The organism is Sphingosinicella sp. CPCC 101087, from assembly GCF_004151485.1.
In the GTDB taxonomy this organism is placed as follows: domain Bacteria; phylum Pseudomonadota; class Alphaproteobacteria; order Sphingomonadales; family Sphingomonadaceae; genus Allosphingosinicella.
Map to the genome: position 1 here is coordinate 223,258 of NZ_SBFF01000005.1, position 13,889 is coordinate 237,146.

The window sequence follows — 13,889 nt, forward strand, 5'->3', positions numbered from 1 at the left end:
AATGAGCGAAGTTCGTGACAATCCGAGCCGCAACAGGTTCGAGATCGACCTCGGTGACGGCGCGTTCGCCATTGCCGATTACAACCTTCTGACCGGCAAGATCATGTTCACTCACACGGAAGTCCCGGAAGGTCACGAAGGGGAAGGCCTCGGCAGCGCGCTGATTCGTGCCGGACTCAGCGCCGCGCGCGAGCGCGGCCTGAAGGTCATCCCGATCTGCCCATTCTTCGCGGCCTACATGCAAAAGCATTCGGAGGAGCATGATCTGCTCGACAACGCTTGGCGCACCCGCTTTGGCCTGGAACCCTCGGCCGCGACGAACTAGTTCAACGGGTCTGCGGCACAGCCGCCGGGTACGGGATGGAGTGGCCTTCCGACGTCCCCCGCTTTAGCCCCCCAGAATCGCTGCGCTTCCATGAGCGTGATTCGGTTGGATAGGGATCTCCTGGCCGACCGCGGACCTCCGCGATCATAAAGGGTTTGCGCCCCGTTTGCGGTCATTCTGGGTTGTCATGGGGCTGCCGTAGGGAAGACGTACGACACGGGCCCTGAAAAGCAGACACTCGTTGAATCGTCGGGATATCCAGGCCGTTGGCGCTGAGCTTTGCTAGGCGGGCCCCTGGTCTGCCTCTCTGCATTTCGAGAGAATATCGTCGACGACACGGGCGATCGGCGGAGTAGTGTCAATGCTGATCGCATTTTTCGGAACATCCTCTTTCGTCGCGTACAAACGAGCAATGAGTTCCCGTTCCTCTGGTTTTCCGCCGAAGTCAGTCGGGTCCAGTGCCACCCGCTCTTCGATCCGCCGATTCATTGTGTCAAAGTCGACTTCCAAGACAAATACTCCGTCAAGCAAGTCGATGAATTTTGAAGAATTCCTGGAACTGCCGCAGAAAAAGGTGACGGCTTCATCCTGGTTGGCGATGTAGGCTTTTACTTTCTCTACATCCCAGATGTGGTGTTTGGATATCCAGACAGCCGTCGGTGTACCGGCCTCCGGAGCTACCGGTAGTCCCGTCTCCGGATCGCCTCGATAGGCTAATTCCCGGTCGCCATGAATGGCCTGGTAGCCGCGCCGCTGCAATTCCGTGGCGACTGCCGTCTTGCCGGCGCCTGAAACGCCCTCGATCAAATAGTTTCTAATGCCCATGGCTACTCCGATTGATCGGCCAAGATCGGCGCTTGGCCGTTGCGGCGCAAGATCCCGGTAGCTGGGCTGCTGCGCCTCATGGGCACAGTGGGTCGGTAGTGGACGCTCATAAAGGGCTGTCTGCGCATCCGCTTCTCATCCCCAGCCTGGAAGCAGACCGTCGGCTACCGACCACTGCCAGACATCCAAGACAGGCGAAATTCTGCCGTCAGAGCCGCGGCAACGAGATTTCCCAATGATCTGAGTGTCCATTTGTCGCCTGTGGGGCACCACTGCCAGGACTCGCATTGAGAAGCCAATTTCCGGCACCTGCGCAGACCGTTTCCGACGCACTGCGTTCGGCCAGGGGAAGCGACGGCCGCGCGCAATGGTCGATACGGTCCGTCGAGCGCCCGACGTGCCGCTCGTGCGCCGTGCGGGGCGGCAAGGCCGTCACGAGCGCGGGCCCAGGCGCGGAGCTTGAACGCGCTTGGGCAACTGCATGAACGAAGGTCGGGGCGACCGCCGGCAGGGACATTTGCATCATCATGCAGGCGCTGCATCATGCAGGCGCTGCGTGATGCAGCTCGCGGAACAATATCGGGGAGACACCAAATCGGCGCTCGAAAGCTTTCGAGAGCCGCGCAGGGGACAGGCCGACCTGAAGGGCGATCGCCTTGAGCGACAAACCCTGCGAAAGTAGCAGCCGAGCGGCATCGAGCCGGAGCGTCTCAACGAATCGGGCGGGTGTCACCCCGGTCGCGTCGACGAACTTACGATAGAAGCTTCGCTCGCTGAGGCCGGCCCGCGCCGCGAGGCTGGGGACATCCAAAGCCGCGCTCAAGTTCTCGTGGGCCCAATCGATCAATTCGGCGAACGGGCTGTCTCCTCGCGACTGGGCCGTCAGCAGGGAGCTGAACTGCGACTGGTAGCCGGGCCGCCGGGCATAAAGGACCAATCGCTTGGCGGCCTGGCTCACGATTGCGGGTCCGACATCCTCGCACGCCATCGCCAAGGCCATGTCGATTCCGGCCGTTACGCCAGCCGACGTCCATAGCTTTCCATCATTCACATAAAGCGCTTCGGAATCGACCTGTACCGACGGGTAGAGCCTCGCGAGCCGGGCGCATGCGGCCCAGTGCGTCGCAGCACGCTTTCCGTCCAGAAGTCCGAGCGCCGCCAGCAGAAATGCGCCGGAGCAAACCGACCCGACCCGCTCGGTCGAGCGCGCGCAGTCGAGGATCCAGCGACTCAGCCGAGGCTCGTCCATCGCAGCCCGTACGTTCCCGGCCTCGGCGCCTGCGATCAGAAGCGTACCGATCCGGGCCGGGGCTGCCTCCAAGGCGATGCTATGCAGAGCCACCCCACTGGAGCTGCCGATCGGCCCTCCGCTCACAGAGAGCACATTCAGAGCGTAAAAGGGTTTGCTGCCGGCTTGGCCAAGAACGTGATTGGCAGCATCGAACACGGCAATCGGGCCGGTGGCGTCGAGCAACTCGAAGCCAGGATAGACCAACAAAGCAACCGTGTGCGTCATTGGCAGGATCTCGCAGCTTTTTGGCATTTCTGCCACATCGGCTTGCGATTACACCTTCAGAATTCAGCCGCAAGCAGGCCAAAGCTCTGCCAGGCAGGAGTGCTCGCCATGAATTCGTCACGCCAGGGGCTGACGCCCCAACCGCCGTCCGCGGGTCCGACGGCGCCCAACGATGCAAAGGGCAATATCTCGGCAGCGATCCGTTGGTGGCCGGCCTTGGCGGGACTTGCCTTCGGCCTGTTCGTCGCGCGAGACCTGTTCGACGGCACTGAAAGCGGAGCCGACCTGGGCGCCATCGTCGCCGCATCGGGGCTTGTCTATCTCGGCGCCGCGGCCCTCCACAGACGGTGGACCGCCTGGCCCGTCTTCTTCCTGTCGGTTCTCGTCATCGCGGCGGCGAAGACTGCCCGGATCGGTGCCGGCGCGACCTGGATTCTCCTGGGGCTGGCCGGGTTGTTCTTCGCGTGGGGCCTCCTGCACGATGTGCGTCGCTCCAGCTTCTCGGCCCAGGCGATCGGAATGGCCGTCTTCGGCACGCTGGCTGCCACCGTCTTGGTCCTCGACCACGTGACGGGGGCCTATCTGGTCGCAGCCGGTCTCTTGCTCCACGCCGCCTGGGACGCCTACCATTTCCGCGCGAACAGGGCCGTGATACGCTCGATGTCCGAATTCTGCTTCGTGCTCGACATCGCGCTGGCCGCCGCCATCGTGATCACCACATCGGGCGATTGAGGCGGGTCATCACCCCGGCTTTCGAGCGCAAGCCGTTCCGAGTTCATCCCGGCTGTGACGGCAGTGCATCGTGCGGATGGCGGTGGTGAAACCCTTCCAGCGCGCGCACACCGAACAAAGGGTTGTTCCCCCACGCGCCGGCAGAGGTTATCGATCGCCATGCGGCGCGTTCTTCCCCTCGCGATCCTCGTCCTGGCGGCTTGCCAGGCGTCGCCGATCGGGGTCGCCCGCCCGCCGCTGCCCGCCGGTGCCACTTATGCCTGGGTCACCTTCGATGCCGCCCGACTGGGGGACGGCGAGGCGGCGGGCCTGGCCGACCGCGCCAGCGGGCGGCAGGTTCGCGTCGAGGATCCGGTGCGGGTGGCCTCCATATCGAAGCTGGTCGTGGCGCTCGGCGTGATGCGGCTGGTGGAGCAGGGCCGTATCGATCTCGACGCCGACGTGTCGCCCTCGCTCGGCTGGACGCTCCGCAACCCGGCCTATCCCGACGTGCCGATAACGCTGCGAATGCTGCTTTCGCATCGTTCCAGCCTGCAGGATGACGGCGATGCTTATGTTATCCCGCTCGGCCGGACGGTGCGCGGCGCGGTTTCCGATCCCGCCGCCTTCGACCGCGCCCATCCGCCGGGAAGTCATTTCCGTTACGCCAACCTCAACTTCCCGGTCATCGCCTCGGTGCTGGAGAAAGTGACGGGCGAGCGGTTCGATCGACTGATGCACCGGCTGGTCATGGACCCGCTGGGACTCGACGCCTGCTTCAACTGGACCATGTGCAGCGACGGCAAGATCGCGCGCGCCGTGACCCTCTACCGCCCCGACGGATCGGTTGCCCTGGACGGGCTCCGGGGACGGCGGCCCGATTGCCCGGTCTTTCGCGACGGCGCCGGCTGCGATCTCGACGGCTACGCGCTCGGCGCCAATGGCGCTCTGTTCTCGCCTCAGGGAGGGTTTCGCGCCTCGGTGCTCGACCTGGCGGTGATCGGGCAGCTCCTGCTCAACCGCGGGCGGCACCGGGGCCGGCCTTTCCTGAGCGAGCAGAACATCGCGGCGATCCTGGGCCCGCTCTGGACCTATGACGGCGCGAACGGCGACACGAGCGAGGGATTCTACTGCGCCTACGGCCTAGCGACGCAAAGCCTGCCGGTCAGGGTGGCGGGCTGCGACGACGACCTGTTCGGCGACGCCCGGCCAGCCGTCGGTCATGCCGGCGACGCCTATAATCTGAGGTCGGGACTGTGGATCGACCCTGAGCGCAAAGTCGGCATCGCCTATTTCGCCGCCAACAACCCGGCGGATCCGCCACGCGGCCGATCGGCCTATCGCGCCGTCGAGGAATGGCTCGCGTCCAGGATCGGCGACTAAAGTCAGGACCTTCTAATCCGGGCGGCAAAAGCCGGCGGGCGCGCCATCCTCAAGGACCGTGAAATCAATCCGTCGAGGCTGCCCCAAGGGCCAAGCCTCCCGGATCCGCGACGCGGGCTACCCTCAGGAAGGATCGTCCAGCCGGAACAGCTTGCGGGCATTTTCGTGGCTGATCATCGCCTTCTCGGCATCTTCCAGGCCCAGGCGATCCAAGGCGTCGACATTCTGCTCCAGCGAATATTGCGGATAATCGGAGCCCAGCAGCACATGGTCCACGCCGACGTTGCGGATCGTCCACACGAACTCCTCCTCGAGGGGCGAGTCGGCCACCAGCGCGACGATCGCGGAGATGTCGAAATAGATATTGTCCCCGAACAGGCCTTCGGCGGTGCGGGCAGCCTTGAGGATATTCCAGAAGCGGAAGTCGAATCCACCCAGATGCGCGAAGATGAACTGCGTGCGCGGTGCCGCAAGGGCGAGATTGAACAGCTTCTGGCTGTCGCCCGGCAGAACGTTGGCATTGTCCATCAGGACGACGATGCCGACGTCTCCGGCCCGCCTGACCAAGGCGAGGACGCGGGCGTCGTCGGGATCGAACCGCTGGGTATGCGGATGGATCTTCAGAACCTTCACGCCGGCCGCGGCCACACGCTCGAGCTCCGTCAGCGCCGCCTCCCCGTCATAGGGATGGACCGTGGCCACCGGCAGCATGCCCGGGTGCTCGCGCGCGAGCGCAATCAGGGCGTCGTTGTTCGCGCGAATCTCATCGGGCTTCCCCTGCAATGCATGGTTCGGGCCGCCGAACCACATGGCGCCGTAGCCGGACACCCGCTGGCCCGTAGCCTCCAGCCGTGCCGAATATTCGCGCGCCGATGTCTCGCCGCGATGCAGATGGACATGGACGTCGAAGACAGGCTGCGGCGTTGCGGCAGCCTGGGAGCCCATGACAAAGAATGCCGCCAGCAGAGACATAGGGTTCATCAATCCTTCCACTTGGCCAGGTCGCGGCAAGATCGTGCGTTATGTGCAGCCGAGTGCCGGACCAATCCGTCCAAGGCAAGCGCCAAGCCCCGATCGCGGAGTGCGGCCGGGCGATCGGCGGCCAAGTACCCGACAGCCGATCTTGGCTCAGCGGAGAAGCGGAGCGGTTGATCGATTCCGTCGAGATGGCGCTGGGCGGTCGCCCAAGGGCTTGCATCCTCGCCTCCGCCGTTGAGCGGACAATTTCACGCGCTCGGATCATCCGCGATGGCGCAGCGCTTCCACGATCACCGCCAGCGCCGGCGAGAGCTGACGCCGGCCGGGATAATAGAGGTGATAGCCCGGAAAGGGCGGGCACCAGTCGTCGAGCACGCGAACCAGCTCTCCCGAGTCGAGCTGGGGCCGGACATAGTCGTCTGGGAGGTAGGCGATGCCCGTACCCTTCAAGGCCGCGATGCGGGCCAGGGCTATGTCGTTGACGACCAGCTGCCCCTCGACACGAACATTCAAGGGCCGCCCGTCCTTCTCGAACTCCCACACATAGACCCCGCCATGGGTCGGAAACCTGAGATTGATGCAGTTGTGGCCCGCAAGGTCATGGGGCGTGCGGGGCCGCGGCCGATCGACGAAATAGGATGGCGCGGAAACCGCCGCCATGCACAAATCGGGGCCGATCCGGACCGCGATCATGTCCTGCGCCACCGTCTCGCCGAGGCGAATGCCGGCATCGAAGCCTTCGGCCGCGATATCGACGAAGCCGATATCGACGCTGATCTCGACCCGCAGGTCCGGGTAGTTCGGCAAGAGTTGGGCGATCCGGGGGAGCAGGATGCTTTCCGAGACATGATCGCCCGCCGTGATCCGGACCGTTCCCGACGGCCTGTCCCTGAATTCGCTCAAGCCCTCCACCTCCGCCCGAATCTCGTCGAAGTGCGGGCCGATGTTCCGCACCAGCCGCTCGCCGGCTTCGGTCGGGGAGACGCTGCGCGTCGTGCGGGTCAACAGCCGTACGCCGAGCCGCTCCTCGAGCTTGCGGATGGCGTGACTGAGTGCCGACGGCGATACGCCGAGCTGCGCCGCCGCCCGGGTGAAGCTCCGTTCCCGTGCAACGGCCAGGAATGCCACGAGGTGGTCCATGGTTGCACGCGGCATTGCTGAATCCTGCTCAATACTTCATGCGCATTCTAGCGCCTAATCCAAGCCCCGCGCGCGCCTAAATTGCAGGCCGCATCCGGTGCTGAAGGAAATATCCATGGTCACGAAAGCCTATGGCGCGCAGGCGGCCGACAAGCGGCTGGAGCCGATGGACGTCGTCCGCCGCGAGCCCGGCCCGCGGGACGTCCAGATCGATATCCTATATTGCGGCGTCTGCCATTCGGACCTGCACCAGGTACGTTCCGAATGGGCGGGCACGCTTTACCCGTGCGTCCCGGGCCATGAGATCGTCGGCCACGTGAGCGCGGTCGGCCGCGCGGTCACGGCCTTCAAGGCGGGCGACACGGTCGGCGTCGGCTGCATGGTCGACAGCTGCCAGCATTGCGCGTCCTGCGCCGAGGGGCTGGAGCAATATTGCGAGACGGGGAACACGCTGACCTACAACTCGCCCTCGCCGGACGCGCCGGGGCACACGCTCGGCGGCTATTCGCAACGGATCGTCGTCGACGAGAAGTTCGTGCTGAGAATCACCCATTCCGAGGCACAGCTCGCCGCCGCGGCTCCCCTGCTGTGTGCCGGAATCACCACCTGGTCGCCGCTGCGCCACTGGGAGGCGGGGCCCGGCAAGAAGGTGGGCATCGTCGGGATCGGCGGCCTCGGCCATATGGGCGTCAAGCTTGCCCGCGCCATGGGCGCCCATGTCGTCGCCTTCACCACGTCCGAGAGCAAGCGCCGGGATGCGCTGGACCTGGGCGCGAACGACGTGATCGTCTCGAGGAACGCGAATGAGATGGCCGAGCACGCCGCCTCCTTCGACTTCATCCTCGATACGGTCGGCGCCAGCCACGATCTCGACCCCTATCTGGATCTGCTGAAGCGCGACGGAACCCTCTGCCTCGTCGGAGCGCCGGAGCATCCGCATCCCTCACCCGGCGTCTTCGGTCTCATCATGGGGCGAAAGGCGATTGCCGGCTCCACGATCGGCGGCATCGCCGAGACGCAGGAGATGCTCGATTTCTGCGCGCAGCACGGGATCGTCGCCGACGTCGAGATGATCCCGATCCAGAAGATCGAGGAAGCCTATGAGCGGATGCAGCGCAGCGACGTGAGATATCGCTTCGTGATCGACAGTGCGACGCTCGCGGCTTGAGACGAAGGAGCGAAGGAGGCCTCGTCCGCCGCGTCATTCATAGCGAAGGGCGCGGGCCGGCTTTTGCCGGGCCACCAGCCAGGTCTGGCCTCCGACGCAGACCAGAGCGATGCCGAGCGCGACGAGGCCTGCCGCCGGAAAGATCCAGGCGCGCAGCGGCACATGGTAGGCGAAACCGTTCAGCCATTCCCGCATGGCCCACCAGGCAACCGGCCAGGCCAGCAGATTGGCCCAGAGCACCGGCCGGCCGAGCTGCCATAGCAGCAGCATGAGCACCTGATCGGTTCGCGCGCCGAGCGCCTTTCGAATGCCTATCTCCTTCGTCCGACGCTCGGCCGCGGAGATCGAGAGCGCCACCAGGCCGAGGCAGGCGAGAAAGGCCGCCACGCCCGCAAAGATCGCGAACAGCCGGGTGCTTCGCACGAGCTCCCGGTAGAGATTTTCGAGATGCTCGTCGACGAACGCCCGATCGATCGGCTCAGGGTTCCCCGTCGCCCGCCAGAGCCGGTCGACAGCGGCGAGCGTCTCGGGGATTTCGCGGCCCGCGAGCCTGATCGTGACCAGTCCCTCGGTGCCGGGGTGGAACGGGCGGGCGAGGTAGAGGGTCGGCTTGATCGGGGATTCGACCGAGTAAAAGGCGAAATCCGGCACGACGGCGACGATTTCGGCGCGGATGTCCGGGCCCGCACGGTCCCGCGGGACGGGCAGCACCTGGCCGATCGCCTCGCGAGGCGAGGCATAGCCGAACCGCCCGGCCGCGGCTTCGTTGATGACGATCCTCGAGACAATTTCCTCGCCGTCCGCCGGCAGCGCGGCCAGCGAACCGGCCACGGGCGCTATGTGCAGGAGCGCGAAGTTCGAGGGAAGCATCGACACCATGTCGGCGGCCACGCGCTGGCCGCGGACCTCGACGAAGCCGAATATGGCTCCGGTCAGCAATTCCCTCCCGCTGCAGGACACGGCCTCGACGCCGGGCAACCTGGCCACCTCCTGACGAAAGCCGACCGGGCACGGCGCCGTCACGGTCAGCACCTGGTCGACATCCGCGCGCAGCGCCTCGTCCATGGCGTAGAGGCGCTGCTGATAGACGACGGCCATGGCGATGATCAGGGCAATGAGGATCGCGAACTGCGCGGTCACGAGGGCATTTCGAACCAGTCCACGGCCCCGCTCGGGCACGATCTCGTTCTTCAGAACCGCAATGGGCGGGAGCGAGGACAGCAACAGGGCAGGATAGAAGCCGGCGAGCAGCCCAAGCAGCAGCACGGCCAGCAGCAGCCAGAGGATCAATGCCGGCTCTTCCACATAGTCGAACCTCGCATGGGAATCGAGGAACGCGTTGACCGCGGGGAGCAGCAACTCGACCGCGGCGGCAGCCAGGCACGCGGCGATGGAGACGGTCGCGACCGCCTCGCCCACGAACTGCACGGCGATCTGGCCGCGGCTGGCCCCGCACGCCTTGCGAATGCCTATCTCACGCCTGCGGCGCATCGAAAGGGCGACGCTGAGATTGATGAAGTTGGCCACCGCGATGAAGAGGATCAGGGCGGCAACCAGACTGCCGATCTCGACCCGTTCACGCGCGTCCGGATGAAAGCCCTCGTGGAGCGCGATCCGGTCGATCCGGACCAGCTCCATCGCATATGCCTCGCGCATGAATGGCGGAAGCAGGCCCATGACGAGGGCGTTCAGCCGCGCCTCGACCTGGTCGGGCGACGCCCCGGGCCGCAACGCCAGATAAGTGCGGACGCCGATCGAGAATGCGTCCGCACTTGCGGCGACCTCGCGGGTGAGCGGCGAGCGCGCCGCGAGAGCGGAGGCGAAGATGCCGCTTTCGAGATCGGTCGCGTTGGCCGGAAGGTCGGCGAGGACCGCCCGCAGCACCATCGGACTGCCCGCGACCTGGATGGCCTCACCCACGGGATCGTCTCGGCCGAAATGCCGTAGCGCCTCGCTTCGCGTCATGACGATTCCGTCGGGGCGGCCGAGGGCCGTGGCGAGATTTCCGTGGAGCACGGGAAGGCGCAGCACGTCGAAGACGTTCGGATCGGCCCAGTAGATCGGCGCCCTGGTCGCGTTCCCCTCACGCCGAAGCTCCACTTCCTCCGGGGCAAGGCGCGTCGCCGCCGCGACGTCGGGGTTGGCGTTGGCGAGCAGCGCCGCGCCTTCATTGCTGCTTTGATCGTAGTTCGGCGGCATACCGGGCGCGCTCAGCACCGACGCGCCCAGGTAGATGCGGTCGTTCCCCGGGACGAAATCGTTGAAGCCGAATGCGTCGCGCGCGACGAGCGCCATCAGGATCGCTCCCGTCAGGCCGATGGCCAGTCCGAGGATCGAGATGGCCGAGAGCAAGCGCGTGGCCTTCAGGTTGCGGACAAAGGCGACGGCATAATGCCGGGTCGCCGCAAAGGCCCTGCCGCGGCCGGTCACAGCCGCGTCTCCCCGACGATCCGGCCGTCGAGCATCTGGAAGATCCGTCCGGCCGATGCCGCGTGAAGCGGAGAGTGGGTCACCATGATGATGGTGGTTCCCGATTGCGAGGAGGCATTCAGGAGGTCGATCACGGCCTGGCCGTTGGTGCTGTCGAGATTGCCCGTCGGCTCGTCCGCCAGGAGGATCCTGGGATTGGAAGCGAGCGCTCGGGCGATCGCGACGCGCTGCTGCTGACCGCCGGAGAGTTGCTGGGGCCGATGGTCGGCGCGATGCGCCATGCCGGTCCGTTCCAAGACCTCCATGACCCTACCACGCCGCACGTCTTGGTTCTCCCGATAGAGCAGCGAAACTTCGACATTTTCCGCGACCGTCAGATCGTCGACGAGGTTGAAGCTCTGGAATACGAAGCCGACATGTTCGCGCCTGAGCCGCGCCAGCGCCGCTTCGGAACGGGTGGCCACATCCTTGCCCAACAGCCGGTAGGCGCCCGTGCTGGGCGAATCGAGAAAGCCCAGGATGTTGAGGAGGCTCGATTTGCCGCATCCCGAAGGGCCCATGATCGCAACGAACTCACCGGCCGCCACGTCGAACGACACGCCCGCGAGCGCCTGCGTCTCCACTTCCGCGGTCCGGTAGACCTTCGCCACATCTCTCACTTCGATCATCGTCACCTTACCGCTCATTGACGGGGCGGAGCGATTGTAGCGGCAATCGGTCTGCAGAAAAAACGTGTTGATTCATGAGCTTAAACCCGGTCGTCGGAAGCGTTGCACCAGTCGATGTCCGGATACGGACATATTGAACGGCAGCGCGCGACGCGGCTACGATCGAGTCGTGGAGCAGCTGAACGCCATATTGGTCATCGACGACGATCGCGACGTGCTGGAGGCGGCTCAGCTCGCTTTGTCTCCCTATAGCGCCCGCATCGACACCAGCCTGTCCCCCGACGGGGTCGCCGGCCTGCTTGCATCGACGGAATATGACTGCGTCCTGCTCGACATGAACTATGGCGCGGGCCGGAGAGGCGGGGCCGAAGGCATGACGGTGCTCGGTCAGCTAAAGGCGGCCGATCCGACGCTGGGCGTGGTCCTGATGACGGCCTATGGCGCCATCTCGCTGGCCGTCGAGGGTCTCAAGCTCGGCGCCGACGATTTCCTGCTGAAGCCGTGGCGCAACAAGAGCCTGGTGGATTCGGTGCGCCGGGCGGCCGAGCGGACGCGATCCGCACGCGAACTTGCGACCCTGGACGACCTCGAACGCTCCGCGATCGCGCGCGCGCTCGGCCGCCACGAGGGCAATATCGCCCAGGCGGCGAGCGCGCTGGGCCTCAGCCGGCCGGCGCTCTATCGCCGGATGGCCAAGCATGGCCTCTAGGCCGCTGGCGTTTCCCGACCTCCTCTCCGCCGCCGGATGGCGCTTTCTCGTCGCGGCATGCCTGGTGGCCGCGCTCGTCCAGATGATCGCGGGGCGGCATTACGCCACGGCGCTGGTGTTCGGCGCCGCTTTGGGGCTGACCCTCTTCGATGCGTGGCGACTGGCGGGACGCCGCGCCAATGCACGCGCCGACGGTCCGACCGGGGGGATCGATACGGCGCGGCGGCTCGACCGGGCGCTCGCGCTGCTCGACGCGGTGACCGTCGCCTTGTTCGCGCTCGACCCCGACGGGCGAGTCCGTTTCGCCAACCGCGCGGCGCGCGCGCTTGCCGGCTTCGAGGTCGCGCGATTGCAGGACATCCCCCTCCTGGGCGCTTCCGGAGCGAGCCGCATCCTCTCTTTGCCGCCAGGAGGACGCCAGCTCATCTCGCTCGTCGACGGTCGATCCATGCTCGTCTGGGTCGGCACTGTTTCGGCGCCCGGAGAAGGCCCGCAGCGCCTGGTGTCGATGCAGGCGGTCGCCGGCGAGCTCGACGCCGTGCAGGTGGGCGCCTGGCACAGAATGACGCGCGTGCTGGCTCATGAGATGATGAATTCGCTGACTCCGATCGCCTCGATTTCGGAAAGTCTCTCGCGTTGGGCGAAGGAGGCCGATGTGCGACCGGAAATTGCGAGCGGCGTCGCGACGATCGCGCGGCGGGGCCAGCATCTCATGCGCTTCGTGGAGCGCTATCGCGCGGTCGTCGACCTGCCCCAACCGGAGCTGGCAGAGATCGGCCTCGCCGCCTTCCTGGCCGATATCGAGCGCCTGGTCGGCGGGGAGCTGCGACAGCGCGGAATCGACTTTGCCGTAGAGCCGGCCGAACCCGGCTGGCACGTCCGCGCCGATCCCGGGATGATCGAGCAAGCCGTGCTGAACCTGATCAAGAATGCCGCGGATGCCGTCGCTGCAACCCCGGAGGCGAGAATTCGACTGGGATGCACCCGCGCCGGCGGTCTGGTCATCCTATCGGTCAGCGACAATGGCATCGGGGTGCCGCAGGACCAGCTCGAGGAAATATTCGTCCCCTTCTACACCACCAAGAATGAAGGGGCCGGCATCGGCCTCACGCTTTCCCGCCAGATCGCCCTGGCCCATGGCGGCCGGCTGACGGCCCGGCCCGCCAGCGATAAGGGAACGATTTTCGACCTGGTCCTCGCCGGATAGCCGCAACGGTGACTCCAGGACGAACCGCCTGCTCGATGCCGCGAGAGAGAGTGTTCAGTCGCTCGGCCTGGCCCAGCGGCTGGGGCTGGTGCCCGTGAGGGAGCGGAAGCTGCGGGTGAAATGCGCCTGGTCGGCGAAGCCGCAATCGATCGCGACCTGGGCCAGCGGGCGGCCCGAGGTGACCTGTGCGAGGGCATGGAGGGTCCGGATGCGCGCGCGAAATGCCGCCGGCGTGATGCCATAAGCGCGGCGAAAGCCGCGGCTGACACTTTCCGGGCGCAGTCCCGCGCCGATCGCCCATCGGTCCAGAGCCAAACCGGGGTCGCGCCGGAGATCCTCGGCCAGCCGGTCGGGCCAGTCGAGCGTCTGCGCGGGCCGCAACTCGAGCTCGGATTCGAGCCGCGCGGCCGCGGCGCAGACGTCGCGCTCCGCAAGCCGGGCAATCGCGTCGGGATCGCGCACGCTGCCGAGCGGCATCGAGACGGGGGCCCGCCAGGGCAGCACCAGGACCTCGGCGCCGATCCTGTTCACCTGATCGAGGTGCGATTCATAGGCGCCGTGCAGGATGACGTCGCCGGGGCGAACATGCATGCGGCCGCGATCACCGGCCTCCAGATAGTTTCCGGCGAGCACGACCGCCGCGAAGGCAACGTCGTGCCTGTGGCGTCCCAGTTGCTCGCAGGCCTGGTGGCGCAATCGGCCGATTTCCGTGCGAGCAACCCATTCGCATGTCATCGCCGCACCCTTCTGCCGCCCGTGCGCGAGGTCAAGTGCGTTCAAGACGGCCGCCCGGCGGACGGCTAAGCGGGCGCACGACTTTGCGAGCATG

General features: G+C 66.1%; 13 protein-coding genes. 6 read left to right on the forward strand and 7 right to left on the reverse strand.

Going from position 1 to position 13,889, the window contains the following annotated elements; all coding sequences use genetic code 11:
- Window position 1 precedes the first annotated feature (1 nt).
- A complete protein-coding gene (locus tag EKM57_RS09815; RefSeq protein WP_129792319.1) occupies window positions 2–325 on the forward strand; it encodes a GNAT family N-acetyltransferase in 324 nt (107 codons plus the stop codon).
- 282 nt (window positions 326–607) lie between these two features.
- On the opposite strand, the gene EKM57_RS09820 is transcribed toward EKM57_RS09815, so the two are convergent.
- Together EKM57_RS09820 and EKM57_RS09825 are read right to left on the reverse strand one after the other, a co-directional pair.
- Entirely contained in the window at window positions 608–1,150 is a 543-nt protein-coding gene (locus EKM57_RS09820) for a nucleoside kinase (protein ID WP_129792320.1), read from the reverse strand.
- A 541-nt stretch (window positions 1,151–1,691) separates the two neighbouring features.
- A complete protein-coding gene (locus EKM57_RS09825) occupies window positions 1,692–2,666 on the reverse strand; it encodes a GlxA family transcriptional regulator (protein ID WP_129792321.1) in 975 nt (324 codons plus the stop codon).
- A 108-nt stretch (window positions 2,667–2,774) separates the two neighbouring features.
- On the opposite strand from EKM57_RS09825, the gene EKM57_RS09830 reads away from it, so the two are divergent.
- Both EKM57_RS09830 and EKM57_RS09835 read left to right on the forward strand, forming a co-directional pair.
- Window positions 2,775–3,398, forward strand: coding sequence for a hypothetical protein (locus tag EKM57_RS09830; RefSeq protein WP_206185374.1), 624 nt, complete (start codon window positions 2,775–2,777; stop codon window positions 3,396–3,398).
- A 159-nt stretch (window positions 3,399–3,557) separates the two neighbouring features.
- Complete coding sequence (locus EKM57_RS09835; RefSeq protein WP_129792322.1) at window positions 3,558–4,760, forward strand: serine hydrolase; 1,203 nt, start codon at window positions 3,558–3,560, stop codon at window positions 4,758–4,760.
- A 123-nt stretch (window positions 4,761–4,883) separates the two neighbouring features.
- Here the strand turns inward: EKM57_RS09835 and EKM57_RS09840 are convergent, their stop codons facing one another.
- Together EKM57_RS09840 and EKM57_RS09845 are read right to left on the reverse strand one after the other, a co-directional pair.
- Window positions 4,884–5,741, reverse strand: a complete 858-nt coding sequence (locus tag EKM57_RS09840) for an amidohydrolase family protein (RefSeq protein WP_243450970.1) — start codon at window positions 5,739–5,741, stop codon at window positions 4,884–4,886.
- Window positions 5,742–5,999: 258 nt separating this feature from the next.
- A complete protein-coding gene (locus EKM57_RS09845) occupies window positions 6,000–6,893 on the reverse strand; it encodes a LysR family transcriptional regulator (protein ID WP_129792323.1) in 894 nt (297 codons plus the stop codon).
- Window positions 6,894–6,993: 100 nt separating this feature from the next.
- On the opposite strand from EKM57_RS09845, the gene EKM57_RS09850 reads away from it, so the two are divergent.
- Complete coding sequence (locus EKM57_RS09850) at window positions 6,994–8,046, forward strand: NAD(P)-dependent alcohol dehydrogenase (RefSeq protein WP_129792324.1); 1,053 nt, start codon at window positions 6,994–6,996, stop codon at window positions 8,044–8,046.
- 33 nt (window positions 8,047–8,079) lie between these two features.
- On the opposite strand, the gene EKM57_RS09855 is transcribed toward EKM57_RS09850, so the two are convergent.
- Both EKM57_RS09855 and EKM57_RS09860 read right to left on the reverse strand, forming a co-directional pair.
- Entirely contained in the window at window positions 8,080–10,476 is a 2,397-nt protein-coding gene (locus tag EKM57_RS09855) for an FtsX-like permease family protein (RefSeq protein WP_129792325.1), read from the reverse strand.
- Complete coding sequence (locus EKM57_RS09860; protein WP_129792326.1) at window positions 10,473–11,144, reverse strand: ABC transporter ATP-binding protein; 672 nt, start codon at window positions 11,142–11,144, stop codon at window positions 10,473–10,475. The genes EKM57_RS09855 and EKM57_RS09860 overlap by 4 nt, the downstream gene beginning before the upstream one ends.
- 169 nt (window positions 11,145–11,313) lie before the next feature.
- Here EKM57_RS09860 and EKM57_RS09865 point away from each other — a divergent pair, with 169 nt between their 5' ends.
- Both EKM57_RS09865 and EKM57_RS09870 read left to right on the forward strand, forming a co-directional pair.
- Window positions 11,314–11,853 carry a response regulator gene (locus tag EKM57_RS09865; protein ID WP_165357321.1) on the forward strand — a complete coding sequence of 180 codons (540 nt, stop codon included), beginning with the start codon at window positions 11,314–11,316 and terminating at the stop codon, window positions 11,851–11,853.
- The gene (locus EKM57_RS09870; RefSeq protein ID WP_129792328.1) at window positions 11,843–13,060 is read left to right on the forward strand and encodes a PAS domain-containing sensor histidine kinase; all 1,218 of its coding nucleotides are present in this window, start codon (window positions 11,843–11,845) and stop codon (window positions 13,058–13,060) included. Before EKM57_RS09865 ends, EKM57_RS09870 begins: the two co-directional genes overlap by 11 nt.
- A gap of 54 nt (window positions 13,061–13,114) precedes the next feature.
- On the opposite strand, the gene EKM57_RS09875 is transcribed toward EKM57_RS09870, so the two are convergent.
- A complete protein-coding gene (locus EKM57_RS09875) occupies window positions 13,115–13,840 on the reverse strand; it encodes an AraC family transcriptional regulator (protein WP_129792329.1) in 726 nt (241 codons plus the stop codon).
- Window positions 13,841–13,889 lie beyond the last annotated feature (49 nt).

Bases quoted from the DNA above. Each gene is read 5' to 3' on its own strand.
- EKM57_RS09845 (WP_129792323.1), bottom strand. From the start codon at position 6,893: ATGCCGCGTGCAACCATGGACCACCTCGTGGCATTCCTGGCCGTTGCA.
- EKM57_RS09860 (WP_129792326.1), bottom strand. From the start codon at position 11,144: ATGATCGAAGTGAGAGATGTGGCGAAGGTCTACCGGACCGCGGAAGTG.
- EKM57_RS09840 (WP_243450970.1), bottom strand. From the start codon at position 5,741: ATGAACCCTATGTCTCTGCTGGCGGCATTCTTTGTCATGGGCTCCCAG.
- EKM57_RS09835 (WP_129792322.1), top strand. From the start codon at position 3,558: ATGCGGCGCGTTCTTCCCCTCGCGATCCTCGTCCTGGCGGCTTGCCAG.
- EKM57_RS09820 (WP_129792320.1), bottom strand. From the start codon at position 1,150: ATGGGCATTAGAAACTATTTGATCGAGGGCGTTTCAGGCGCCGGCAAG.
- EKM57_RS09850 (WP_129792324.1), top strand. From the start codon at position 6,994: ATGGTCACGAAAGCCTATGGCGCGCAGGCGGCCGACAAGCGGCTGGAG.
- EKM57_RS09830 (WP_206185374.1), top strand. From the start codon at position 2,775: ATGAATTCGTCACGCCAGGGGCTGACGCCCCAACCGCCGTCCGCGGGT.
- EKM57_RS09825 (WP_129792321.1), bottom strand. From the start codon at position 2,666: ATGACGCACACGGTTGCTTTGTTGGTCTATCCTGGCTTCGAGTTGCTC.
- EKM57_RS09870 (WP_129792328.1), top strand. From the start codon at position 11,843: ATGGCCTCTAGGCCGCTGGCGTTTCCCGACCTCCTCTCCGCCGCCGGA.
- EKM57_RS09815 (WP_129792319.1), top strand. From the start codon at position 2: ATGAGCGAAGTTCGTGACAATCCGAGCCGCAACAGGTTCGAGATCGAC.